This window comes from Actinophytocola algeriensis, from assembly GCF_014203735.1.
GTDB classification, from domain to species: domain Bacteria; phylum Actinomycetota; class Actinomycetes; order Mycobacteriales; family Pseudonocardiaceae; genus Actinophytocola; species Actinophytocola algeriensis.
This window is the reverse complement of record NZ_JACHJQ010000001.1, coordinates 18250-43001: the sequence shown is the minus strand read 5'-3', so window position 1 is coordinate 43001 and position 24752 is coordinate 18250. Positions and strand designations below refer to the sequence as shown.

Genomic DNA, 24752 nt, shown 5'->3' with positions numbered 1-24752 from the left:
ATGGTGCAGGATTGACGAATCATGAATCACTCACGGGACCTTGGGAGGATCGCGTGACCGTGCTCGACTCGCGATCCGACGTGCCCAAGGACGGCGGCTCAGCTGCCGCGAATGGGGCCGGCGTGCTGATCACCGACAAGGGCGTCAGTATGCCCAGTGTGGATGACATCGGAGCCGGTCGCGGGCCGGAATGGCTCGACGACTGGCTGACACGTAACGCGCCGGACGTGCTCGCCTGGTACCGGCACATCCACGCCAACCCCGAGCTGTCCAGGCGCGAGTACAACACGACCGAGCTGGTGGCCGGCCTGCTGTCCACCGCGGGCCTGCACCCGAAGGTGTTCGACACCGGCACCGGCCTGATCTGCGACATCGGCGGCGACAACGGAGGTGGCGACCGCTGCGTCGCCCTCCGCGCCGACATGGACGCGCTGCCGCTGACCGAGCTGACCGGCCTGCCGTTCTCCTCCACCGTGCCCGGCGCGGCACACGCCTGCGGCCACGACGGCCACACCTCGATGCTGCTCGGCGCCGGTCTCGCGCTGGCGTCCGCACCCGAGCTGCCCGGCCGGGTCCGGCTGGTGTTCCAGCCCGCCGAGGAGGTCATGCCCGGCGGCGCGCTGGACGTCATCGCCGCGGGCGGACTTGACGGAGTGGACGCCATCTTCGGCCTCCACTGCGACCCCCGGCTCAGGGTCGGCAGCGTCGGCACCCGCGTCGGTGCCATCACGTCGGCGACGGACCTGCTCGAGCTGCGGCTCACCTCGCCCGGCGGGCACACGTCGCGACCGCACCTGACGGCGGACCTGGTGCACGCGCTCGGCACCGTCATCACGGGGCTGCCCGCGCTGCTGTCGCGCCGCATCGACCCGCGGTCCGGGACCGTGCTCGTGTGGGGCGCCGTGCACGCCGGTGAGGCGCCGAACGCCGTGCCGCAGGACGGAGTCCTGCGGGGGACGCTGCGCACCGGTGACCACGAGGTGTGGGCCGACCTGGAGCCGTTGGTGGCCGGGCTGGTGCAGTCGCTGCTCGCCCCCACCGGGGTCGGGTTCGAGCTGGAACACCGGCGCGGCGTGCCGCCTGTGGTGAACGACGTCGAGTCCGAGGCGGTGCTCCGGGCCGGGGTCGAGGCCGCGCTGGGTGAGCAGGCCGTGACCGGCACCAAGCAGTCGTCCGGTGGCGAGGACTTCGGGTGGTACCTGGAGAACGTGCCCGGATCCTTTGCCCGGTTGGGTGTCTGGTCCGGGGAGGGTACGCCGCCGGATCTGCACCAGCCGACGTTCGTGCTGGACGAGCGGGCCCTGCTGACGGGGGTCCGCGTGCTGACGCACACAGCGCTGGCCGCCCTGGCCTGAGACGCATTCGGGGCACTCAGCCTGGATCCGCGCGCCGGATGGGGTGCCCTCCGGAGGCTCCTCGCCGGAGGGCAGGTCTCTGGGATGGCTCCTCGGTTTCGTTGTTTGGCTGCGGGTCTGCCCCGTGCTCGGTGGCCTTCGTGCCGTGAAAGGCGCTTTCAGGACGTGGCCCTATGGCATGAAGGGGCCCTTCATCACACCGGGCGTTACGAAGGGGTCCTTCATCACGCTGAGCACAACGAAGGGGTCCTTCATCACGCCGGGCGTGACGAAGGACCCCTTCATGGCATTGCAGCTGTCTCGACAGCGTCTTCGGTGGCGCTAGCCCCGGACCACCTCGATCACCAGGCCGTCCCGCGCCGCGGCCTCGTCGCCGATCTCGTACGCGCCGTCCAGCGACGCCAGCGCACCGTCCACCGCGTCCGGGGTGTCCGTGTGCAGCTCCAGCAGCGGCTCGCCCGCCGTCACCACATCCCCCGGCTTCGCGTGGCAGATGATGCCTGCCGCCGCCTGCACCGGGTCTTCCTTCCGCGCCCGCCCGGCACCGAGACGCCATGCCGCCACCCCGACGCCCAGCGCGTCGAGCCTGGTCAGCACCCCGTCCCGGGGTGCCGCTACGACGTGCACGTGCTTCGGTGACGGCAGCTCGGCCGACGGGTCACCGCCCTGCGCGGAGATCATCTTCTCCCACGTCTCATAGGCCGCGCCCGACGCCAGTACCGTCGCCGGGTCCGCCGACACGCCCGCGAGGGACAGCATCTCCGACGCCAGTGCCACCGTCAGCTCCACCACGTCCGACGGGCCGCCGCCGCGCAGGACGTCGACCGCCTCCGCCACCTCGACCGCGTTGCCCACCGCTCGGCCCAGCGGCACCGACATGTCCGTCAGCAGTGCCGACACCTTCTGGCCGTGGGCCACCCCAATGGCCACCAGCGCCTTCGCCAGCTCACGGGCGTCCTCGATCGAGCGCATGAACGCGCCAGAGCCGACCTTCACGTCCAGCACCAGGGCACCCGCGCCCTCGGCGATCTTCTTCGACATGATCGACGACGCGATCAACGGCACGCACTCGACAGTCGCCGTCACGTCCCGCAACGCGTACAGCTTGCGGTCGGCGGGCGCGAGGCCCGTGGTCGGTGCGCACACCACCGCACCGACGTCGGACAGCTGTGCGCGGATCTCCTCCGTCGACAGCTGCGCCCGCCAGCCCGGGATCGACTCCAGCTTGTCCAGCGTGCCGCCCGTGTGCCCGAGACCCCGCCCGGACAGCTGCGGCACCGCGACGCCACAGGTCGCGACCAGCGCGGCCAGCGGCAGCGTGATCTTGTCGCCGACACCGCCCGTCGAGTGCTTGTCGACCGTCGGGACCGGCCACGACAGCCGTTCCCCCGAGTCGATCATCGCCTGGGTCCAGCGGGCGGTCTCCTCGAACGTCATGCCGTTGAGAAAGACCGCCATGGCCAGCGCCGACATCTGCTCGTCGGCCACCTCGCCCCGGGTGTACGCGTCGATCACCCAGTCGATCTGGGCGTCCGACAGGACATCGCCGTCGCGCTTGGTCCGGATGACGTCGACCGCCGTGTGCTTCACCTCGTCACGGTAGATCAGCCGGGCCGAACGCGTGCGGCAGGACCTCCGACATCGGCACCGGGCCGTCCGGGGTGTCCATGAGGCAGTCCGGGCCGCCGAACTCGTACAGGATCTGCCTGCACCGGCCACACGGCATCAGCAAGTCACCCGTACCGGAACGGCACGCGACCGCCACGAACCGGCCGCCGCCCGTCAGGCGCAACTGGCCCGCCATCGTGCACTCCGCGCACAGGCCGACGCCGTACGACGCGTTCTCGACATTGCAGCCGGTCACGATCCGGCCGTCGTCGCACACCGCCGCCGCGCCGACCTGCAGGCCGGAGTACGGGCAGTACGCAGCCTGGGCCGCCTCCACAGCGACGGCCCTCAGCTTCTCCCAATCAGTCATGATGTTCGCTCCGCAAGCTGCGCAAAGTCACATGCTCGCTCCGCAAGCTGCGCAAAGTCACATGCTCGCTCCGCAAGCTGCGCAAAGTCACATGCTCGCTCCGCAAGCTGCGCAAAGTCATGATGTTCGCTCCGCAAGCTGCGCTCAGTCACCCTCACCTCGCCTGTACGGCATTCCATCGGCCGCGGGTGGCCTCAGTCGTTGCGCCGCCAGCGCCAGCACCACCAGCGTGATGATGTGCGGCGTGTACGGCAGGAACTGCGTCGGCAGCTCGTCCGTCGCGTAGTACAGCACGTACACCGCGACCGCGCCGACCGCGGCCAGCGCCGCCGTCGTCCACTTGCGGCGGAACAGCTGCCAGATCACCAGCAGGCCGGCGCAGATCACCGCCGCGTACAGCAGCGAGTGCACCGTCTCCGGGCCCGACGACAGCCGCAGGCCGTCCGCGTACCCGAACAGGCCCGCGCCCGCGAGCGTGCCGCCGGGGCGCCAGTTGCCGAAGATCATCGCGGCGAGGCCGATGAAGCCGCGGTTCGCGGTCTGGCCCTCCGAGTAGATCGACGGGCTCGACCCCAGCACCAGCGCGGCGCCACCGATGCCCGCCAGCGCGCCGGACGCGACAACCGCCACGTACTTGTGCAGGTACACGTTCACGCCGAGCGACTCGGCCGCGACCGGGTTCTCGCCGCACGACCGCAGCCGCAGGCCGAACCTGGTGTGCCACAGCACGAGGTAGGTCACGAACACCAGCAGGATGCCGATGATCAGCATCGGCGACACCCGCGTGACGAGCCCGCGCAGCAGGCCGGCCACGTCGGAGATCACCGCGCGCTGCTCCGACTCCAGCTCGCCCAGCCAGTCGCCGAGGCCCGGCGCGGAGAACGTGTCGAACCGCTCGATCGGCGGCGAGTCACGCGGGTTGTCCGACAGCGGCGCGAAGATCAGCGTCGACAGGTACTTCGCGACACCGGCGCCGAGCAGGTTGATCGCCACCCCGGACACGATGTGGTTGACGCCGAACGACACCGTCGCGATCGCGTGGAGCAGACCGCCCAGCGCACCGAAGACCGCGCCGAACAACACCGAGCCGTACGGGCCAAGCCCCAGCACGCCTGCCCACGCCGCACCCCAGGTACCGAGGATCATCATGCCCTCGAGACCGATGTTGATCATGCCCGAGCGTTCGGCCCAGATGCCACCGAGACCGCAGAGGAGGATCGGCAGGCCCAGCGTGACCGTGTTCTGCATCGTCGACGACGACGTCAGCGCCGGTTCGCCGGTCAGGTACGAGGTGGTGGCGAGCACGCCGACCACCGCGACGATGCCGAGCGCGAACGTCGCCCAGCCGGGGATGATCCGCTTGCGCGGGGGCGGCGCCATCGTCATGCCCGAGGGCGCCGTCGGCTGCACATCGACCATGCTCATTTGGCAGCACCTTCCCCGACAGGTTCAGCGGTGCCGGTGGCCTGGCCGACCCGCCGTTGTTCGGCGGCCAGCTCCATCCGCTTCACGATCTCGTACGCGACGACCACCGACAGGACGATCGAGCCCTGCATGATCGTCGCGATCTCCCTCGGCACACCCTCGTTGTCCAGCGCGCCCTTCGCCTTCTCCAGGAACGCCCACAGGAGCGACCCGAACGCGATGCCGACCGGGTGGTTGCGGCCGAGCAGCGCGATGCCGATGCCCGCGAAGCCGTAGCCGGACGCGAAGTTCAGCGTGTACGCGTGGTCGCGACCCAGGATCTCCGGCATGCCGACCAGACCGGCAACGGCACCCGAGACCAGCAGCGACACCACGATCATCTTCTTGGCGTTCACACCACCGGCCGCGGCGGCGGTCGGCGAGAGACCGGACGCCTTCAGCTCGAACCCGAACCGGGTCCGGTTCATCACCACGCCGTAGACTGCGGCCGCGACGACCGCGAGGAACACCAGGCCGAAGACCGTGCCCCGGTCACCGATCTCGATGCCCGGCACCTGGCCGGAGTCGGCGATCGGCTCGGTCGACACGTTGTTGCCGACCAGGATGCCGAACTGGTCGCGGCGGATCAGGTACGCGGCCAGACCGAACGCGATCGCGTTCATCATGATCGTGGAGAGCACCTCGTGCACCCCGCGCGTGACCTTCAGGATCGCGGGCAGTGTCGCCCACGCGGCACCCGCGACGGCCGCGACCACCAGGATCACCAGCCAGTGCAGCACCGGCGGCAACACGATCGCGCCGCCGACGATGGCCGCGACCAGCGCGCCGACGCGGTACTGGCCCTCGATCCCGATGTTCAGCAGGTTCATCTGGAAGCCGATGGCGGCGGCCAGCGCGGCCAGCATGTAGATCGCCGTCGAGTTGACGATGTCGACCGCCACCTGACCCTCGCCGACCTGGCCGATCATCGCGCCGAGCGCGCTCGCGGGGTTCGCGCCGGAGACCAGCAGCACGACCGCGCACAGCACCGCGGAGAAGACGATGGCGAGTCCGGGCGCCAGCAGCGACGAGCGCAGCCGGGCGTTCATGGGGTTCCTCCAGTTTCCGTCACGAGCACACCCGACTCGTCCACGACACCGGCGCCGGTCATGGCGGACCCGAGGTCCTCCGGCGTGACGGTCGCGGGGTCGGCGTCGGCGACGAACTTGCCGCGCAGCATGACCTTGATCGAGTCGGACAGGCCGATCAGCTCGTCGAGGTCGGCCGACACGAGCAGCACGGCGAGGCCCGCGGCGCGGGCGTTGCGGATGTGGTCCCAGATCGCGGCCTGCGCGCCGACGTCGACGCCGCGGGTCGGGTGGGAGGCGATCAGCAGCACCGGGTCGCCGGACAGCTCCCGGCCGATCACCAGCTTCTGCTGGTTGCCGCCGGACAGGGAGGCCGCCGCGACCTCGATGCCGGGGGTGCGGACGTCGAACTGCTCGACGATCCGCCTGGTGTCCTCGCGGGCGCCCGCGATGTCGAGGAACGCGCCGCGCGACGTGGGCTTGCGAGTCTGGTAGCCGAGGATGCGGTTCTTCCACAGCGGCTCGGTGAGCAGCAGGCCGTGGCGGGTGCGGTCCTCGGGGATGTAGCCGATGCCTGCCTCGCGACGGGTCAGCGTGCCCGCCCTGGTGAGGTTGCGGCCGTTCAGCGACACCCGGCCGGACGCGGCCTTGCGGATGCCCATGAGGGTCTCGACCAGCTCGGTCTGGCCGTTGCCCTCGACGCCCGCGATGCCCAGCACCTCGCCGGAGCGGACCACGAGGTCCAGGTCGTCCAGGATGCGGCGGCCGTCCGGGGTCTCCAGCACGAGGCCCTCGACCTGCAGGACCTCCTTGTCGGTGACCGTGGAGGTGCGGGTCTCCGGGCTGGGCAGCTCCGAGCCGACCATCATCTCGGCGAGTTCGCGGGTGGTGACCGTCGTCGGGTCGACCGTGCCGACGGTCGTGCCCCGGCGGATCACGGTGATCGAGTCCGCGATGGCGCGGACCTCGTCGAGCTTGTGGGAGATGAAGAGGAAGGTGTAGCCGTCCGCCCGCATGGTCCGCAGCGTGTCGAACAGCTCGTCGACCTCCTGCGGGACGAGCACGGCGGTCGGCTCGTCGAGGATGATGATCCGCGCGCCGCGGTAGAGGACCTTGAGGATCTCCACGCGCTGCCGGTCGGCCACGCCGAGACGCTCGACCAGCGTCGACGGGTCCTGCGAGAGCCCGACCGCGCTGCCCAGCTCGCGGACCCTCGCCCTGGCCTTCTTGCCGATCCCGTGCATGTTCTCGGCGCCCAGCACCACGTTCTCGAGCACGGTCAGGTTGTCGGCCAGCATGAAGTGCTGGTGGACCATCCCGATGCCGGTCGCGATCGCGTCCGAAGGGGACTTGAACCGGACCTGCTCGCCGTTCACCGTGATGGTGCCCTCGTCCGGGGGCTGCATCCCGTACAGGATCTTCATGAGGGTGGACTTGCCCGCGCCGTTCTCGCCGCAGAGCGCGTGCACCTCGCCCGCTCTCACGGTCAGGTCGACGTCGCTGTTCGCGACGACGCCGGGGAACCGCTTCGTGATGCCGGCGAGCGCGACGGCGGGCACGGGTTGCGCGTCCGTGTCGGTCGCCGTGTCGACCTCGGTGTCGGTCATGGAGACCCTTCCTCACAGGAAAGACCCGTGGGTGCGCGGCTGCCTCACCGCACACCCACGGGCGTCACACACTTTCGGGACTCAGCTGCTCGGAGTGTCCGAGACCTTGATCTTGCCCTCGATGATCTGCTGCTTGTACGCCTCGACCCAGCCCTTGGTCTCGTCGTCGATCTTCCCGCCGGACGTCGAGTAGCCGACGCCGTCCACCTTCAGGTCGAAGACCGGGGGCAGACCCGTCAGGTTGTTCGACGCGACCGCGGCGATGTAGTCGAACACCGCGACGTCGACGCGCTTGAGCATGGACGTGATGATGACGTCCTTGTACTCGGCGACCGTCTTCTGGTTGTACTGGTCGGAGTCGACGCCGATGGCCTGGACGTTCGCCTCCTTCGCGGCGGCGAACACACCCTTACCGGAAGCACCGGCGGCGTGGTACACGACGTCGGCGCCCTGGTCGATCAGGCCCTTGGCGGCGACCTGGCCCTTGGGGGCGTCGGCGAAACCGGTGAGGTCACCAGCCTCGGTGATGTACTTCGAGACGACCTTGGCGTCCGGCGCGACGGTCTCGACACCCTGCTGGAAACCGGCCTGGAACTTCTGGATCAGCGGCACGTTCACGCCGCCGACGAAGCCGATGGTGCAGCTCTCGCTCTTCAGCGCGGCGATGACACCGACGAGGAACGAGCCCTCCTGCTCGGCGAAGCCGAGGAAGGTGACGTTGGCCGGCGCGTTGTCGACGAAGCCGTCGACAACGGCGAACTGGGTGTTCGGGAACTCCGCGGCGATCTTGGCGGTCGCGTCCGAGTACGCGAAGCCCACGCTCACGATCGGGTTGTGGCCCTCCTGCGCCAGTTGGCGCAGACGCGTCAGCTTCGCGTCCTCGCTCTCCTGGTCGGTCGCGGTGAGCTCCTTGGTGTTCTCCTTCTTGACCCCGATGTCCGAGACGGCCTTGTCCAGGCCGGCCGCCGCCGAGTCGTTGAACGACGCATCGCCGCGGCCACCGATGTCGAAGGCCAGACCGACCTTGAGCGCACTGCCGTCCACCTTGGCACCGGCATCGGTCGTGGTGGTCTCTCCGGACGCCGCCGCCGGCTTGTCCACGGTCTTGCAGCCCGTGGCGTTGTCGCCGCCACCCGAACCGCTGTTCGAGGATCCCGAATCCTTCGCACAACCGACCACGGACAGCACGCTGGTCAGCGCGATCGCGGCGACCGCGACTCCCCGCTTGAAGCGCAAGGCTTTCTCCCTCCGCCTTCATGAACACGCCCGGCCGAGCGCCGGACGCCGACTTATTGGCGAGACCGTACTCTGCGGTCGCGAAACTGCTACCGCCGCGTAGACCCGCGTGACCCAATCGTTCTTCGAGCGCGCGCAGACTAGTACCGAATGTGATCGCCTGCGTGCTCAGCGGTCATTTGTGACGCCTTTGTTTCTTGATCCGCGGCCCCGTTCGCCCGATTCTGGTGTACGCGTCGGCCACCGCGGCCAGGCCTTCCTCCGCGATACGCAGCGCCAGCAGGAAGTCCTCCTCCGTTGTGGCGCGGGCCAGGGTGGCGCCCGCCGTGTTGTAGCGCTCATGGGCCGTTCGCAGCAATGCCATGGCCTTTTCGTCTTCGAGACTTTCGACTGGACCCATGCCTACGGTGTCCTCGACGTAGTGCCCGAGCTGGTGGTACCGCGAACGCGCGGCGACCGCCTCGTCGTTGCTCCGCAGCCGGTGGTCCCTGCCGGACAGCACCGGCACGAGCGCCCCGGCCGCCACCAGCACCACGGCGATGCCGATCCACACCCAGATCACCTGGCCGCCTCCTTCTCCAGTTCCGTCAGCCGCCCGCCCAGCGCGGCGAGCTTCGAGCGGGTGTTCGCCCCCTCGTACTCCGCCAGGACCCGCACGTACTCACCCGCGAGGTCGGCCTGCCACCGGGCGTCGGCCGCCGTCTTCGGGCGCGGCGGGTGCAGGACGACGTCGGCGAGCTTGTTCAGTCGCGCGCTCGCCGCCTCGTTCCTGGTGCGCAGGTCGGCGCCGTGGGCGGCCCGCCGCGCGACCACCCGGCCGACCAGCCGCAGCCCCACGAACGCCGCGATCGTGCCGAGCAGGATGCCGGCGAGCGAGAGGATGATCTGCCAGGTCTGCAGGGAGTCCGGTGCCGGTGGCGGCGGGACCACGACGGCCCTGCGCGGCACGCCGCCCGGGTAGTCCTGGGCGGCCTGCTCGTCGAACGCGAACACGAACTCCTCGACCTGCGCGAACATGTCGTCCTCGGTCACCCGGTACTTCCACCCGAGCTCCGCCTTGGCGATCAGCACGAAGTCGTAGTTGCCGGGCTCGACCGGGTTCTGCGGGTTGGAGAACTCGGGGCCGACGCAGAAGTCCGGTCCGTAGTCGCCGCGGTACTCCCGCCCGTAGAGGATCACGAGCGAGGTCGTGACGACGTTCGCGACCTGTTCGCACAGGTCGTCACCGTGGTCCTCGAACGGGTCCCACGTGGACCGCGTGTCCTCGTCGAGCAGCACGAGCACGATGGGCCGGTCGCCGATCAGCTCCCGCGCCCGCTCGGCGTCGACCTTGCCCGGCGCGTCCGGCGCCTCGTAGACCGAGGTCGTCCGCAGCCCTTCGACGATCGTCCGCACCTCGGCGGACACCGGCGCGGGACCGTTGGACGGCCTGCCGAACGTGCCGTAACCGATCAGCACCGCCACCGCGACGGCCACGACCAACCAGCGCGGCACCCCGAACCAGTGGTCCTTGCGCAGCTCCATCAGGAGCCGCTTCTTCGTACTGGCCTTCACGACGCGGGCACCCCCTCGGCGAGCCCTTCCTCGGCAACACCGGTGACCTCGGCCATCGCCTTCGCGGTGAGCGCCTCGTCGTAGAGGGCGCGGGCCGTGGCGTACCGTTCGGCCGCCGCCGGGTCGGCCGCCTCTCCACGTTCCTCGGCGGCGAGCAGCGCCGCGCCCAGCTCCCCGATCTTGGCCATGGCCCGCGCGCTCTCCCGGCGCATGGCCCTCCGCTCGGCGTCCGTCCGGTCGGTCTGGACGCGGCGCCAGCTGTAGAGCCCGACACCGCCGAGGACCAGCGCCGCGCCGACCAGCACCCACGGCGTGAGGTCGTTGATCGTCTGCCGCACGTCGTAGGGCTGCGGCCTCGGCTGGGGTTGTGGCTGCGGCCGCCCGTAGGCGTTGTTCTTGAGGAGGAACCGGAGCCGTTCGAGGACCGTGCCGACGCGGTCCTGCATGAGGCTGCCCTGGCGGAAGCTCCCGTACTCGAAGCGGCCGTAGGCGTAGTCGCGGGCGGAGGTCGCCTTGGCCTGGTCCCGCGCCGCGATGTCCAGCCACCGGCCCTGCGCGACCATCACGACGTCGTCGGGAAAGCGTTCGAGCAGCGCGGGGGCGTAGTCGACGAACGGCTGCCCCGGTTCGAGCGCCGGGAGCGCGGCGATGCGGACACCGATCCCGTACTCCGTGGCGAGCCGCGCCATGCGGGGGTCGACCGGGTCGTCGCGGCCGGGTGCGTTGTGGACCGGGGCGTCGCGGAGGTGCCCGGCGAGGTCGTCGACCTGCGCCGCGGACGGTGTCACGGGGTCGGCGACCGGGCCGTCGAAGTCGGCCGCCGTGTCCTCGTCGTGGGCGTACCGGGCCGCGTAGACCACCGGGATCGTGACGTCGAGGTAGGCGGTCATCTGCCGTAGTTCGGGGATGTTCGCCACGGAGGCGCCGATGCGCGTCTCGCCGTAGAGGGTCACGCCGATGCCCTCGACAAGAACCAGGTTCTTCCGGTTCTTTTCGGCCCAGGACTGGAGCGGTTCGCTCACCACTTTGTCGTGCGTCTCGCCGTCCGGGTAGTTGCCGCCCTCCTCGATGCGGCCCGTGTAGGGCGCGAGGATGACGTAGGTGTCGTCGCCGAGAGCCGACCGCACCAGGTCGTCGTCGAGGTGGGCGACGGCACCGGGCGCCCGGACGATCCGCTGGTCAGCGAGGTCGTCCAGGGCCTGTCCGACGTCCAGTACGGGCGGTCGCTCCTGGGGTTGGGCCATCACCGGCGGCGCTGCCCCCGCTACGACGCCGCCGGCGAGGAGCAGGCCGGCGAGCGTTCTCACCACACGCACGCGCCGCAGCCTCTCACGCGCCTACCACGCACGACCGACAGTTCGCCGAATCAGACCCGGCCGTTCGTGGCAGTTGTCCACAGCCACCGGACTTGTCCACAGATCCACGTCGCCCGATCGCACCCGTCGCCCCCGCCGGGCACGATCGACGCCATGAACTCCACTACTCCACGACCCGGAACGTCAGCCCGGCCCGCACCAGCCGGTCGATCAACCTGTCCCCCATGGCGACGGCCGTCGTCACCTGCCCCGCGCTCTTCGGCACATCGTCGAACGCGAGGCAGAGCGCCGACTCCGCGAGCATCTTGGCGGTCTCCCCGTAGCCGGGGTCACCCCCGGACACCTCGGTGACCACCCGGCGACCACCACCCGCACCGACGAACCGCACCCGGAACCAGGCCTTGTCGCGGCGTTCCTGCGTGGGCCCGTCCCCGGAGGACATGCGCGACAGCAGCCACTTCCGGGCCGGCGGCACCTGCGCGAGCACCACCGCGGCACCCACGGCACCCACGATCCCGGCGGCGACGGGCAGCTTCCTGACCGCGAGGTAGTGCGCGTACCGGAACGCGGGCCCGTACCGCTCGAGGGCACGCGCGGACCGCAACACGATCTGCGGGTCGATGGTCGGCGCGGGCAGCACCCACGCGTCGGCGTCCTTCTCGAACCGGGGCCGCCCCTTGGCACCACGGATGGTCCGCGCGCCGGGCCGCCCCTCGACCCGCCGCCGCCGCTTGGCGACGGCCGCCATCTCGCGCAGGCGGGAGAACGCGGTGATGGCGGAGTGGTAGGTCCCGGCGGAGAAGGTCGCGGACGCGGACACGTACCCCTGCACGTCGAGCGGAACCCCTTCCGGCAACCGCTTGACGGTGAACAGCACCCCGAGATCATGAGGAATGGAGTCGAACCCCGCGGAGTGGACGATCCGCGCTCCACTCGCGACGGCCGTCTCGTGGTGGTCGAGGTACATCCGGTCGACGAACTCGGGCTCACCGGTGAGGTCGAGGTAGTCGGTCCCCGTCTCCGCACACACCGCCACAAGTGGTTCCCCGTAACGGAGATACGGACCGACGGTGGTGACGACCACCCGCCCTCGCGAGACCACGGCCCGCAACGCCTCACGGTCGGTGACGTCGGCGACGAGCAACTCGAGATCAGCACACGAGGGGTTGATTTCGGCGAGCCGCTTCCGCACCGCCAAGAGCTTCTCCCGCGACCGACCGGCGATCGCCCACCGACAACCGTTGGGCGCATGCGCCGCCAGGTACTCGGCCGTGAGCCCACCGGTGAACCCGGTGGCACCAAAGAGAACGACGTCGAACTCCCGCCCCACTGACATGCGCGAACACCCTCCACGAACCCCAAAACCTACCGACGAGTAGCCACCCTACCGACAGAAATGTGACGCCGCCCAGCGCGACCACCCCGCAGTTAGGATCCGATCCGTGGCCTTCCGCAGCACAGCCGCAGAGCTGAACCGCCAGTACAAGCAGAACAAGAACGACATCGAGGACCTCTACAAACAAGGCAGGAAAACAGAAGCCAAGGTCGACACCCTCATCTCGCGCGTCGACGGACTCGACGGCAAAGCCGACAACCTCACCACGGAGGTCCGCGCTCTCAAGAGCCACGTCGAGGAGCGCTTCGATCGGCTGGAGCGACTCCTCGAACAGCCCGCACACGAACACGACCCGTCGCTGCCACCTCCGGACGTGCAGACGCTCAGTCTGCTCAACACGAAGATGAACGTCTACAGCCGCTACACCTTGGACCACATGAACGAACTCAACAACCACAAGGAGCTGTTCACCGCGCACGACGAGCGGTTCGCCGCGCAGGACCGTCGATTCGACGCGATCGATGGTCAGATGGCCGAGGTGCTCAGCATCCTGCGCAGCAAGTCCGCATAACTCACGTCCAGAAGACCGCGATGCCCACGTTCACGACGACCAGACCGACCATCGTCGGCGGGAGCCACTTCGGGGCGGGCACGCGGCGGATCACGTACACGAGCGCGAGCGCACCGATCACCAGCAGGATCAGCGTCTTGATGCCGAGCTTCATGCCGTTGTAGTCCTGGTCCGTGGCCGGGGCCAGGAGCTGCAGCGCGAGCCCGGTGATCAGCTGCAGCGCGGCGACGTGCAGCCAGCCCTTGTTGAGCGGCGCATCGGCGGCGGCGCGGCGCTGGACCAGGAACATGCCCACCAGCAGCGCCATGCCCAGCAGGTGCAGGAACACCAGAAGGAGGCGGACGAACTCCACGAGAACGATCTCCCTTGGTCGGCCAGGCCGCGGGTCAGCCCGTTGGTACAGGCAGTTCTAGCAGGCTCGATATGTCCGACTCAGCTCGGGCGGTCCACGATCTTCTCCCTCGCCTCCGCGTAGCGCTCGCGTAGGCCAGGGGTCGGGTCGCCTTCGAGGCGCTGTGTCGCGCCCAGCCGCCAGTTGGGTGGGGCGTTGCCACCGGCGAGGGTCCACGCGGCCTGGCGGGCGGCGCCGTCGGCCACGTACTCACCCGGCTCGGGCACCAGCACCGGGCGGCCGAGCACGGTCGGGGCGATGCGGCGGACGGCGGCGGACCTGGCGCCGCCGCCGACCAGCAGCACCCGGTCGGTGCGGACTCCTTGTGCCACAAGAGCATCGAGTGCGTCCGCGAGGCCGCACAGCATGCCTTCGACGGCCGCGCGGGCCTGGTGTGCCGGGGTCGCGTTCGCGAGGCGCAGGCCGTGCAGCGCACCGGTGGCGGCCGGCAGGTTCGGGGTGCGCTCGCCCTCCAGGTACGGGACGAGCGTCAGGCCGTCGGCGCCCGGTGGGCCGGTGAGCGCGAGCTCGGCGAACCGGTCGTGGTCGACGCCCAGCATGCGGGCGACCGCGTCCAGTACGCGGGCGGCGTTCAACGTGCACACCAGCGGCAGGAACCGTCCTGTCGCGTCGGCGAAACCGGCCACCAGGCCGGCCGCGTCGGCACACGGCTTGTCGGCGACCGCGAACGCGGTGCCGGACGTGCCGATGGAGACGATGACGTCACCCGGCTCGGCGCCGACGCCGAGCGCGGCGGCCATGTTGTCGCCGGTGCCCGCGCCGAGGAGGGCGCCCGCCGGGGTGCGGCCCGAGTCGTCGGAAGGACCGAGGACCCTCGGCAGCGCCGGGGTCTTGCCCAACGCGAGTTTCAGGAGGTCGGTGCGATATGCGCCGGTAGCAGCGGAGAAGTACGCGGTGCCCGACGCGTCGCCGCGGTCGGTGGTCAGGCGGTCCAGGCCGCCGCCGGACAGGCGCCACGTCAGGTAGTCGTGCGGCAGGCACACCGCCGCGGTGCGGGCCACGGACTCCGGTTCGTGGTCGCGCAACCAGCGGAGCTTGCTCGCCGTCATCGACGCGACCGGGACGACGCCGACCGCGTCGGCCCACGCCGCGCCGCCGCCGAGTTCGTCGACGAGGTCGGCCGCGGCCTGGGCGGAACGGGTGTCGTTCCACAGCAACGCGGGCCGGACCACCTCGCCGGACTCGGTGAGGCACACCATGCCGTGCTGCTGGCCGGCGACCGACACGGCGGCGACATCGTCGATGCCGCCCGCCTGGTCGATCGCCGACCGCAGCGCGGTCCACCACGCCGCCGGGTCCACCTCGGTCCCGTCGGGGTGCGGTGCGGAACCACTGCGCACGAGGGCGCCCGACTCCGCGTCACGCACAACCACCTTGCAGGACTGGGTCGACGAATCGACCCCGGCCACCAGCGGCATGGTCAACACCTCCGAGATCGAGTCTATGCGGGTTCGGCGGTCGCCGGACCGCCTAGAAACGCAGGTTGGCGAGGTAGTTGTAACCGGTCTCGGCACACTTGAGCGCGTCGACCGGCTGGTCGTTCTCGACGATGTACTCCTCGACCTCCAGCGGCCGGGTGGCGCGGAAGATCCGCCTGAAGTCGATGTTGCCTTCACCGAGGTCGGCGAATCCTCCGTCCGGCGCGCGGTCCTTCACGTGGTACTGCTTGACGCGGCCCGCGATCTTGTAGAACTCCCGCACCGGATCGGCACCGGCGACCACGACCCAGTACAGGTCCATCTCGAGGCTGACGTTCCGCCGCGAGGTCCGGCGGGTCAGCACGTCGTAGGGCCGGACACCGTCGATGGCCTGGAACTCGTGGTCGTGGTTGTGGTAGCCGAACCCGATGCCCGCGCGGCGGTAGGCCTTGCCGGCGGCCTCGAGCCGGTCGGCGAAGGTCTCCCACTCCGCGATGGTCCCGAAGTTCGCCCACGCCACATTGCTGCGCCGGTTGCCGAGGACCTTCGCGTCCGCGATGGCCTGGTCGATGTCCCCGTCGATCCCGACGTGGGTCGACGTCGCCTTGATGCGGCGGGCGTCCAGCAGCTTCCGGAACTCCTCGGCGCTGCGCCCGTACGTGCCTGCGAGCTCCACCTTGCGGTACCCGATGTCGGCGAGCGCGTCGAGCGTCCCCTCGAGATCGTTCTCGAGGATCGACCGCAGCGTGTACAGCTGGATGCTGATCTTGTCCTTGGGCACACGCAGGCCCCAGTGCCCACCGTGCCCGCCCCGTTCAGCCGACGCGACACCGGGCAGAACCCCGGCGGCGCCGACCGCGAGTGCGGCGCCGGCGGCACCACGAAGCATGGACCTTCTAGAAATAGCCACGACAGATCCCTCCATTGGGACGGGTGGAGATGGGGTGAACAACGAGCCGGTTTGTGACCGGACGCGGATGACGACCGCGCGACCCTCTCCGGGCCGGACGCAGACGACGGGGCAGGTACACGAATTGAAGGGCGGTTTCGGAGCACGGGTTGAGGACACGGTTCGGAACGCGGGTCGGCCCCCTGGGATCAGGACCTTCGGGTTCAGCTCCCCTCGGATCCGGACCCCTGGATTCGGCACCGCTGAGATCAGGACGCCGATGGTGATCGGCTTCGCGGCGTCGGTGTGACGGCATTCGCCTTGGGCGCCGCGCATGCCGGGGAGCCCGCCGCGAGTGTGCTGCCGGATGGAGTTGTGCGGCAAACCAGGTGGCTGAGCGCAGTTGCCCGGGAGTCGAAGGCAGGGTGTGGACAACTGCTCGCTCAGCCGCCGGTTTGTCGGTGCCCCGCCGTAGGCTGGAAATCGGGGGCCGGAGGCCAAGCCAGGCACGGGGACAGGGGTGGGGCGACCGGCCGCCGCCCCGCCCCGCGCACCGTCAGTCCTTTGTGGAGAAAGCCGCGTCGAAGGCGGCTTCCGGCTTGTCGAACAGGTGGGCGCGGATGAACGTCACCGCTTCCTCCGCGCCACGCAGGCGGTCCATGCCCGCGTCCTCCCACTCGACGGAGATCGGGCCGGTGTAGCCGATCGAGTTCAGGGCTCGGAACGACTCCTCCCAGGGCACGTCGCCGTGGCCGGTGGACACGAAGTCCCAGCCTCGGCGGGGGTCGGCCCATGCGAGGTGGCTGCCCATGCGGCCGTTGCGGCCGTCGAAGCGCTTCTTCGTGTCCTTGCAGTCCACGTGATAAATCCGGTCCGCGAAGTCCAGGATGAAGCCCACCGGGTCCAGGTCCTGCCAGATGAAGTGGCTCGGGTCCCAGTTCAGGCCGAACGCTTCCCGGTTGTCGACCGCGTCGAGGGTCTTCTTCGTCGTCCAGTAGTCGTAGGCGATCTCGGACGGGTGGACTTCGTGGGCGAAGCGGACGCCCACCTCGTCGAACACGTCGAGGATGGGGTTCCAGCGGCGGGCGAAGTCGGCGTAGCCGTCGTCGATGACGTCCTGCGACACCGGCGGGAACATCGCCACGTACTTCCAGATCTTGGAGCCCGTGAAGCCGATGACCGTGTCCACACCCAGCTTCGCCGCGGCGCGGGCGGTGTCCTTCATCTCCTCCGCCGCGCGCTGACGGACGCCTTCCGGGTCACCGTCGCCCCAGATGCGGGACGGGACGATGTTCTTGTGGCGCTCGTCGATCGGGTCGTCGCACACCGCCTGGCCCACCAGGTGGTTGGAGATGGCCCACACCTTCAACCCGTGCGAGGCCAGCTGCTCCAACTTCTTCTGGACGTAGTCGTCCTCCGCCAGGGCCCGGTCCACCTCGAAGTGGTCACCGGAACAAGCGATCTCCAGCCCGTCGTAACCCCACTGCGCGGCGAGCTTGCACACCTCCTCGAAGGGCAGGTCGGCCCACTGGCCGGTGAACAACGTGACTGGTCGACTCATCGTCGAACTCCCTCCGGAATACCCTGCAACTGCAACAAAAGATCGCGTACCTCGGTCGCCGCCACGGCGCCGCCGGGCTCCGCGTCGGGGACCGAGCACAGCAGCACCGGGCCGTCGTCGGCGGACAGCGGCAGACGGCCGTGTGAGCCGCGGACCGGCGCCGGGTCGAGCGGCACGACCTGCATCGCGTACCGCAGGCCCACCTTCTTCTTCACCAGGTTCAGCCCCGCCTTGGCCTTCGCCAGCTTGTCCTCGGGGTTGAAGAACAGCTCCGCCGGGTCGTAGCCGGGCTTGCGGTGGATCTCCACGCCGCGCGCGAAGTCGGGCGCGCGGTCGTCGTCGAGCCAGTAGTAGTAGGTGAACCACGCGTCCGGGTCGGCGACCACGACCAGCTCACCAGAGCGTTCGTGGTCGATCCCGTAGCGGGCCTGCTCCGACCGGTCCAGCACCTCGTCCACCCCGGCGAGCGAGGACAGCATGTCCCGCACGCGCGGGATGTCCGAGGAGTCGGCGACGTACACGTGCGCCACCTGGTGGTCGGCCACCGCGAACGCGCGCGACACCCACGGGTCCAGGTACTCCATGCCGGCCTGCGTGTACACCTCGAGCAGGCCCTCGCGGCGCAGCAACCGGTTGATGTCCACCGGCCGCCGCACGTCGGTGATGCCGTACTCGGACAGCGCGACCACCGTGGCGTCCGCGTCGCGCGCGTCGTCCAGCAGCGGCTTCAGCGCGGTGTCGATCTCCCGCGCGGCGCGGATGGCCTGGGCCGAGTCCGGGCCGAACCGCTGCAGGTCGTAGTCCAGGTGCGGCACGTACACCAGCAGCATGTCCGGATGGTGCTCGCGCAGGATCTTCCGCGACGCCCCGATGATCCACTCGCTCGACGCCAGCGCCGCCGTCGGGCCCCAGTACTGGAACAGCGGGAACTCGCCCAGGGCGCCGGTCAGCTCGTCGTGCAGGGCGGGCGGCCGCACGTACGCGTCCGGCGACTTGCGCCCGTCCGCGTGGTAGATCGGCCGCGGCGTCACCGTGATGTCGGTGGTCGCGCCCATGGCGTACCACCAGCACACGTTCGCGATCTGGAAGTCCGGGTTCGCGGCACGCGCGGTCTCCCACACCTTGTCGCCCAGCACCAGCTTGTTGTGCTGGCGCCACAGGTGCACCTCGCCGACGTCGCGGAAGTACCAGCCGTTGCCGACGATCCCGTGGTCGCGCGGCATGGCGCCGGTCAGGAACGTCGACTGTGCGCTGCACGTCACCGCGGGCAGCACCGTGCCGAGCTCGGCCTGCCACCCCGTGCGCGCGAGCGACTGCAGGTTCGGCATGTGCTTCAGCAGTTTCGGCGTCAGACCGACGACGTCGACCACGACCACCTGTGTCATCGAACTCCTCCCGGTTCCAGCAGGTTCGCCACGGCCCAGCGCAGTTCCGCGGCGATCCCCCTGATGAGTGCCGTGTCGCCACCGTTCCCGGCGGTCTCCGGCAGCACGCTCCACGTGTAGGTCTCCACCTCGACGTGCGGCAGTGTACCGTCCACTGTGGACTGCAAGGCGGCGATGGCGGCGCGCAGCACGTCCGTGGTCGCCGACAGGGGCGCGGCGGGGCGGGCGTGCAGCGGCACGTGGAAGTGCACGCGCCACGGGTTGCGGCCGGGCAGTTCGGACAGCGCCTGCGGCAGGTCGTCGGCGGCGAGCACGTCACCGGACGACGTCCGTTCCCGCACCTGGTGCAGGTAGCGGGGTTCGGTGAAGTCGGCGAGCGCGAGCCGGGCCGGGCCGGTGTCCGGGTCCTCGACCTGCAACGCCGCCGAGGCCTGCACCTTCACGACCTCGAGCCCGGACCGGTAGATGTCGGCGACGGTCGATGCGGGGTCGGCGAACGACACCGCGAGGTGGCAGGTGTCCAGGCACAGCCCGATGTAGCGGGGGTCGACGCGGGGCGCGAGCCAGGCCACGGCGTCGGCGACCGTGTCGAGCACGCACCCCGGCTCCGGCTCGACGGCCAACCGGATCGGCCGCCCGTTCGCGGTCGCCATCTCGTCCAACGTCCTGGTCAGGGACGCGAGGGCGGCTGAGGAAACCTCGTCGTCCTTGGCCGACCACGGGGTGCGCCACGCGAGCGGCAGCGTCGAGATCGAGCCGTAGACCGCGGAGTCGGGCAGCAGGTCGTTGAGCACGGTGGCGCAGTCGACCGTGTACCGCAGCCGCGCCTCGTCCGTCCACTCCGGACGGTAGACGGAGTGTTTGACGACGTCGTCGTGGAAACCGCCGTACGGGAAGGCGTTGAGCGTGTACACCTCGAGCCCGCGGGCGTCCAGCTCCGCACGCAACTTGGCGCGCAGCTCGGGTGCGGCCGCCAGCTCCCCGGCCAGTGCGGCGGGCAGCCACAGGCCGAGGCCGAGCACGTCGACGCCGACGAGGCGCCGGACGGGCTCGGCGTAGCGGTCGAGCTGCGCCAGCACACCGGCCAGGTCCTCGGCCGGGTGCACGTTGGTGCAGTAGGACAGGGGCGTCATGTGTTCCCGCCGCCACGGAGCACCGAGTTGCCCGCGAACGTTTCAGTCGACGAGGAGAACCCGGGCAGTTCGTCGAGGACGAGCCGGTCGGACTGGCCGTAGAACTCGACGGGGTTCTGCCACAGCACCTTGTCGACGTCGGCCTCGGTGAAACCGGCGTCGAGCATCGCGAGCCCGGTCTTGTAGGTCTTCAGCGGGTCGGACCGGCCCCAGTCGGCGGCCGAGTTCACGATCATGCGCTCGGTGCCGTACTCCCGCAGGATCGCGACCATCCGGATCTCGTCCATCTTCGTGTCCGGGTAGATCGAGAAGCCCATCCAGCTCCCGGACTCGTGGACGACGCCGACGGTGGGCTCGTTGAGGTGGTCGACGAGCACGCGGCCGGGGTCGATGCCGGACTCCTTCACGACGTCCAGGGTCCGCTTGGTCCCGGCGAGCTTGTCGCGGTGCGGGGTGTGGACGAGCGCGGGCAGCTCGTGCTCGACGGCGAGGGCGAGCTGCCGGGTGAACACCTCGTCCTCCTCGGGCGTCATCGAGTCGTAGCCGACCTCGCCGACCGCGACCACGCCGTCCTTCGCGAGGTAGCGGGGCAGCACGTCGAGCACCTCGCGGCAGCGCGGGTCGTTGGCTTCCTTGGGGTTGAGCGCGATCGTGCAGTGGTGACGGATGCCGAACTGCGCGGCGCGGAAGCGTTCCCAGCCGATGAGCGAGTCGAAGTAGTCGGTGAACGACGCGACGCTCGTGCGTGGCTGCCCGAGCCAGAACGCGGGCTCGACCAGTGCGCGGACGCCTGCCGAGAACATGGCCTCGTAGTCGTCGGTGGTCCGCGAGGTCATGTGGATGTGCGGGTCGAAGATCCTCACGGTCGTGCCTCCAGCAGTGTCACGGCGTCGGCGGGGACCTCGCGGCCCGCCGCCCTGCGTTCCTCGGCGTAGTCGCCGACCATGCGCAGCAGCTCGTCGTCGGTACGACTGTCCAGTTCGGACACGGCGGCGAGCGGCACGCCGACGAACAGGCACTTCAGCACGCCGTGGCGCCAGCTGTGCGCGTCGAGGTGGGCCGCCGCGAAGTCGCCCATGGCGGCCGCGACGAGCCGGATGTCGTTGGCGCGCAAGGCGTCCTTGACCAGCTCGACCCCGGCCGGGACGGTCGCGGCGGGCAGCGCGGACAGGCCGCGGAGCACACCGCGGCGTTCGGCGTCGTCGCCGTACCGGTAGAGCTGCGCGATCTCCTCGGACAGCTTCCCACTGTCCTTGTCGCTGTCGAGGACCTCACTGAGCACGGTCAGCAGGCGCGTGCGGGCGAGGTCGTCGACGGTGCCGTGCACCAGGCCCTGCGGATCGGTCTCGGGCCGCAGCGGTGCGCGGCCGACCTTGCGGCCGACGGCCGGGAACAGCGCGGCGACCGATTTCGGGTCGCGGCGCACTTTCTGCTCGGCCTCGACGAGCCATGGATGGTCCACGGTGCTCACCCACTCCGGATCGTGGTCATCGCCGGTCGCCGGGGTCACCGGCGCCGGCGCGTGGTGCAGCGCTGTCTGTAGTGCCGAGAACGCGCGGGCGGCCACGACCGGGGCCGCGTGGCTGTGCCGGGGCAGTTCGACCGCCGCGACGCCGGTGTAGCCGATCTCCGACAGCGCGGCGAGGGTGGCACGCAGGTCGAGTTCGCCCTCGCCGAACTCGAGGTGCTCGTGCACGCCGGGGCGCATGTCGTCGAGCTGGATGTTCACGAGCAGGTCGGCCGCGCGGCGGATGCACGTCGGCGCGTCGACCGGTTCGACGGCGACGCAGTGGCCGACGTCGAGCGTGATGCCGAACAGCGCAGGCGCGCCGAGCTCCTCGCGGAGGCGCAGCGCGTCGGACAGGTGCTCGACGAACATGCCGGGTTCTGGTTCGAGCCCGAGCGGCACGTCCACGTCGGCCGCCGCCTCGAGGACCTCGCCGACCCCGGCGCGCATCCGCCGCCACGCCGTCTCCGGGTCCACGGTGGAGGGCCGGATGCCGGACCAGAACGACACCGCGTCGGAGCCGAGCCCGGCGGCGATGCGCAGGGCGCGGACGAGGAAGTCGATGCGCCCCTCCGGTTCGTCGCACACGAGCGTCGGGTGGTGCTTGTGGGTGGGGTCGAGCAGGTAGCGGGCACCGGTCTCGACGACGCTGCGCAGGTCGAGGCGGTCGAGCAGGTTCGCGACGTGGTCGACCTGTTTGGTGAGGTCGTCACCGAACGGGTCGAGGTGGTGGTGGTCGAGCGTCAGCGCGACGGAGCTGTAACCGAGGTCGGCGATGATCCGCAGCGCGTCGTCGAGCCGGTGGTTCGCGAAACCGTTGGTGCCGTACCCGAGCCTCATGTCGGACTCACCTTCTTGGCGAGCCGCTTGGCGACCGGCAGCGCGGCGGCGACGGCGACCGCGCCGAGCAGCGAGCCGCGGCGGGCGGCGAGCGCGGCCTGGAGCGGGACCATGCCGTGGATGCCTGCCATGGTGGCGCTGCGGACCTTCTGCGCGGACGGGTCCTGGGCGGCGTCGTACTGGGCGCGGCCGACGAGTCCGGAGTAGGCACCGGAGAACGCGAGCGCGGCGAGCCGGTCGCGCCAGGTGCGGGCGCCGATGATCGAGGTCGCGGCGGTGGCGACGGTCCCGGCGAACGCGGCACGCGCGGTCCTCGGGGAGGCGCCGTGCACCTCGCCGCGGGACAGGGCGGTGACACCGTAGGTGTGGCCGCCGACGGCCATCGCGCTGGGCAGGGCCTTGCGCACGTTGCCAGCGCCCGCGCCCATGAGGACGTCGAGCGCGCGGCACGCGGCCATGCCCGCGGGGCCCGCGGCGGTCTTCTTGAGGACGGTGTCGTACGCCCAGACCGCCGCCGCGAGAGGCACGGCGATCTTCAGGGTGTCGCGGCCGCCGGCGGCGCGGGCCAGGCCCAGGCCCGCGGCGGTGAGCCCGCCGGCGACCGCGAGCGCTTGGTCGGGACTGACTCGTCCCGACGGGATGGGCCGCTCGGGTCGCTCGACGGCGTCGAGCTTGCGGTCGGCCCAGTCGTTGAGCGCCATCCCGGCCCAGTAGAAGGATGCCGATGACAGCGGGAGAAGCAAGCGCCGCCCGCGAAGCGGCCTGCCGGCCGCGGCCGCGCCGGCGACGGTGTCACCGATGACGGTCAGGGCGGCAGGAGCCCGCACGAGCTGCAGGAACGCCTTCACGACGAGGCCTCGTCGCTCGCGCGCGCGTTGCCCAACCCCCACCCGTTCCCGGGGGCGTCCCGCCTTGCCATCTTATCGGCTGGGGGTGACGTTTCGGGGGTGTCGGTGTCTGCCTGTGGATAACTGTCCGCGCTGTGGACAAGTGCCTGTGCCCACTCGGTGAGCATGTCCGTCTGCTGCGCGAAGCGGTGTTCGTCCGTGGCGACCGGGTCCTTGAAGAAGAACGCCAGCGAGGCCAGCGGGCCGGACTGACCCGCGTCGTGGGCCGCGGCCACCAGCCGGGTCAGGTCCAGGATCAGCGGGGCCGCCAGCGACGAGTCGAGGCCGGTCCACGTGAACTGCAGGTTCATCCGCGCGCCGAGGAAGCCCTCGAACGACACGTGGTCCCACGCGGTCTTCTGCTCACCGAGGTCCGGCACGTTGTCGATGTGCAGCGGTGCGGTCACGCCCTCTCCGAGCAGCGCGGCCAGGCCGCGGGCCTTCGACTCGAGCTTCCCGGCCGCCTGCACCGGGTCGGCCAGGTTCGCGCCGTCGCCGCCGCCGAGCAGGTTCGTGCCGGCCCACGAGCGGACCCGCAGCGCGCGGGCGGTGAACATGGGGGCGAGGACCGTACGGAGGAGGGTCTCGCCGGTCTTGCCGTCCGAGCCCGCGTACGGCAGGCCCAGCGACACGGCCAGGTCGTGCAGCACCGGCAGCCGAAGACCGGGCGACGGTGTGAAGTCGACGAACGGGCAGCCGGCCCGCAGGGCGGCGTAGGCCATCAGAGAGCTGGGCGGGAGCACCGACCGGGCCGGGTCGGCCAGGGCGGCTTCCAGCAGGTCCAGGGACGAGTACTCCGGGAGCGACGGTGCGGGCGGCTCCGTCGACGACACGTTCACCACGATCACGCGGTCGAGCCCGTGCTCACCGCGGAACGTCGTGATGTCCTCGACCAGGCGTGCGACGGCGTCGGCCTGCGCGCCCGTGTGGGTCGCCGGGTGGTAGCCGTCGCGGATGCGGGCGTCGACCGCGCGCAGGCCGGTCGCCGTGGCGGCCAGGACGCGGTGCGGGATCAGGCCCGCATCGGCCAGCTGCTCGGCCCGCTTCTCCAGTGGCGTGTGGACGACGTCGTGCCCTCCGACGACGATGTCCTCCCACGCGGGCAGTGGCACCCCCGCGAACTCGGGGCGCTCCGTCACGCAACCGACCGGCTCGACGAGCTTGGCCCGTAACGCGAGCAGTCCCACCACCGCCGTCGTGGCCACGGAGCCCCGCGCTCCGACCAGCCACAAACCCGTTCCCGCCATCCCGCAAATCCTTCCTCGAACCAAACGG

22 protein-coding genes are annotated in these 24752 nt (G+C 70.5%); 2 read left to right on the top strand and 20 right to left on the bottom strand.

The window, feature by feature from the left end; all coding sequences use genetic code 11:
- Nucleotides 1-53: 53 nt before the first annotated feature.
- Nucleotides 54-1355: a M20 family metallopeptidase gene (locus tag FHR82_RS00175; protein ID WP_184808162.1), complete on the top strand. Its 1302-nt coding sequence runs from the start codon at nucleotides 54-56 to the stop codon at nucleotides 1353-1355.
- 321 nt (nucleotides 1356-1676) lie between these two features.
- On the opposite strand, the gene FHR82_RS00170 is transcribed toward FHR82_RS00175, so the two are convergent.
- The 10 genes from FHR82_RS00170 to FHR82_RS00125 form a co-directional block, all read right to left on the bottom strand.
- Nucleotides 1677-2945, bottom strand: a complete 1269-nt coding sequence (locus FHR82_RS00170) for a thymidine phosphorylase (protein WP_184808161.1) — start codon at nucleotides 2943-2945, stop codon at nucleotides 1677-1679.
- A gap of 4 nt (nucleotides 2946-2949) precedes the next feature.
- On the bottom strand, nucleotides 2950-3333 hold the full coding sequence (locus FHR82_RS00165) for a cytidine deaminase (protein WP_184808160.1): 384 nt from the start codon (nucleotides 3331-3333) through the stop codon (nucleotides 2950-2952).
- A 144-nt stretch (nucleotides 3334-3477) separates the two neighbouring features.
- Nucleotides 3478-4758 (bottom strand): ABC transporter permease, encoded by a 1281-nt coding sequence (locus FHR82_RS00160; RefSeq protein ID WP_184808159.1) that lies wholly within the window; start codon nucleotides 4756-4758, stop codon nucleotides 3478-3480.
- Nucleotides 4755-5846 carry an ABC transporter permease gene (locus tag FHR82_RS00155; protein WP_184808158.1) on the bottom strand — a complete coding sequence of 364 codons (1092 nt, stop codon included), beginning with the start codon at nucleotides 5844-5846 and terminating at the stop codon, nucleotides 4755-4757. The genes FHR82_RS00160 and FHR82_RS00155 overlap by 4 nt, the downstream gene beginning before the upstream one ends.
- Nucleotides 5843-7432 (bottom strand): ABC transporter ATP-binding protein, encoded by a 1590-nt coding sequence (locus FHR82_RS00150; protein ID WP_184808157.1) that lies wholly within the window; start codon nucleotides 7430-7432, stop codon nucleotides 5843-5845. Before FHR82_RS00150 ends, FHR82_RS00155 begins: the two co-directional genes overlap by 4 nt.
- An 81-nt stretch (nucleotides 7433-7513) precedes the next feature.
- Nucleotides 7514-8668 carry a BMP family lipoprotein gene (locus tag FHR82_RS00145; protein ID WP_184808156.1) on the bottom strand — a complete coding sequence of 385 codons (1155 nt, stop codon included), beginning with the start codon at nucleotides 8666-8668 and terminating at the stop codon, nucleotides 7514-7516.
- 175 nt (nucleotides 8669-8843) lie between these two features.
- Nucleotides 8844-9230: a hypothetical protein gene (locus FHR82_RS00140; protein WP_184808155.1), complete on the bottom strand. Its 387-nt coding sequence runs from the start codon at nucleotides 9228-9230 to the stop codon at nucleotides 8844-8846.
- Nucleotides 9227-10222, bottom strand: coding sequence for a hypothetical protein (locus FHR82_RS00135; protein WP_184808154.1), 996 nt, complete (start codon nucleotides 10220-10222; stop codon nucleotides 9227-9229). The genes FHR82_RS00140 and FHR82_RS00135 overlap by 4 nt, the downstream gene beginning before the upstream one ends.
- On the bottom strand, nucleotides 10219-11538 hold the full coding sequence (locus FHR82_RS00130; RefSeq protein WP_184808153.1) for a hypothetical protein: 1320 nt from the start codon (nucleotides 11536-11538) through the stop codon (nucleotides 10219-10221). Before FHR82_RS00130 ends, FHR82_RS00135 begins: the two co-directional genes overlap by 4 nt.
- Before the next feature lie 163 nt (nucleotides 11539-11701).
- A complete protein-coding gene (locus FHR82_RS00125; protein WP_184808152.1) occupies nucleotides 11702-12874 on the bottom strand; it encodes a saccharopine dehydrogenase family protein in 1173 nt (390 codons plus the stop codon).
- A gap of 106 nt (nucleotides 12875-12980) precedes the next feature.
- Here FHR82_RS00125 and FHR82_RS00120 point away from each other — a divergent pair, with 106 nt between their 5' ends.
- The gene (locus tag FHR82_RS00120) at nucleotides 12981-13445 is read left to right on the top strand and encodes a hypothetical protein (RefSeq protein WP_184808151.1); all 465 of its coding nucleotides are present in this window, start codon (nucleotides 12981-12983) and stop codon (nucleotides 13443-13445) included.
- Between the two features lies 1 nt (nucleotide 13446).
- Here FHR82_RS00120 and FHR82_RS00115 read toward each other — a convergent pair whose 3' ends face one another.
- The 10 genes from FHR82_RS00115 to FHR82_RS00070 all read right to left on the bottom strand — a co-directional run bounded on the left by FHR82_RS00115 (nucleotide 13447) and on the right by FHR82_RS00070 (nucleotide 24724).
- Nucleotides 13447-13797 carry a hypothetical protein gene (locus tag FHR82_RS00115; RefSeq protein WP_184808150.1) on the bottom strand — a complete coding sequence of 117 codons (351 nt, stop codon included), beginning with the start codon at nucleotides 13795-13797 and terminating at the stop codon, nucleotides 13447-13449.
- An 80-nt stretch (nucleotides 13798-13877) separates the two neighbouring features.
- The gene (gene xylB / locus FHR82_RS00110) at nucleotides 13878-15275 is read right to left on the bottom strand and encodes a xylulokinase (protein WP_184808149.1); all 1398 of its coding nucleotides are present in this window, start codon (nucleotides 15273-15275) and stop codon (nucleotides 13878-13880) included.
- Nucleotides 15276-15327: 52 nt separating this feature from the next.
- Nucleotides 15328-16164, bottom strand: coding sequence for a sugar phosphate isomerase/epimerase family protein (locus FHR82_RS00105; RefSeq protein WP_184808148.1), 837 nt, complete (start codon nucleotides 16162-16164; stop codon nucleotides 15328-15330).
- Between the two features lie 556 nt (nucleotides 16165-16720).
- A complete protein-coding gene (locus FHR82_RS00100) occupies nucleotides 16721-17725 on the bottom strand; it encodes a sugar phosphate isomerase/epimerase family protein (protein WP_184808147.1) in 1005 nt (334 codons plus the stop codon).
- Nucleotides 17722-19110 (bottom strand): alkaline phosphatase family protein, encoded by a 1389-nt coding sequence (locus FHR82_RS00095; RefSeq protein ID WP_184808146.1) that lies wholly within the window; start codon nucleotides 19108-19110, stop codon nucleotides 17722-17724. The genes FHR82_RS00100 and FHR82_RS00095 overlap by 4 nt, the downstream gene beginning before the upstream one ends.
- Complete coding sequence (gene eboE, locus FHR82_RS00090; RefSeq protein ID WP_184808145.1) at nucleotides 19107-20243, bottom strand: metabolite traffic protein EboE; 1137 nt, start codon at nucleotides 20241-20243, stop codon at nucleotides 19107-19109. The genes FHR82_RS00095 and eboE overlap by 4 nt, the downstream gene beginning before the upstream one ends.
- Nucleotides 20240-21106, bottom strand: coding sequence for a TatD family hydrolase (locus FHR82_RS00085; protein WP_184808144.1), 867 nt, complete (start codon nucleotides 21104-21106; stop codon nucleotides 20240-20242). Before FHR82_RS00085 ends, eboE begins: the two co-directional genes overlap by 4 nt.
- A complete protein-coding gene (locus FHR82_RS00080; protein WP_184808143.1) occupies nucleotides 21103-22590 on the bottom strand; it encodes an EboA domain-containing protein in 1488 nt (495 codons plus the stop codon). The genes FHR82_RS00085 and FHR82_RS00080 overlap by 4 nt, the downstream gene beginning before the upstream one ends.
- Nucleotides 22587-23438, bottom strand: a complete 852-nt coding sequence (locus FHR82_RS00075) for an SCO3242 family prenyltransferase (protein WP_184808142.1) — start codon at nucleotides 23436-23438, stop codon at nucleotides 22587-22589. Before FHR82_RS00075 ends, FHR82_RS00080 begins: the two co-directional genes overlap by 4 nt.
- Nucleotides 23435-24724: an inositol-3-phosphate synthase gene (locus FHR82_RS00070; protein ID WP_184808141.1), complete on the bottom strand. Its 1290-nt coding sequence runs from the start codon at nucleotides 24722-24724 to the stop codon at nucleotides 23435-23437. The genes FHR82_RS00075 and FHR82_RS00070 overlap by 4 nt, the downstream gene beginning before the upstream one ends.
- Nucleotides 24725-24752 lie beyond the last annotated feature (28 nt).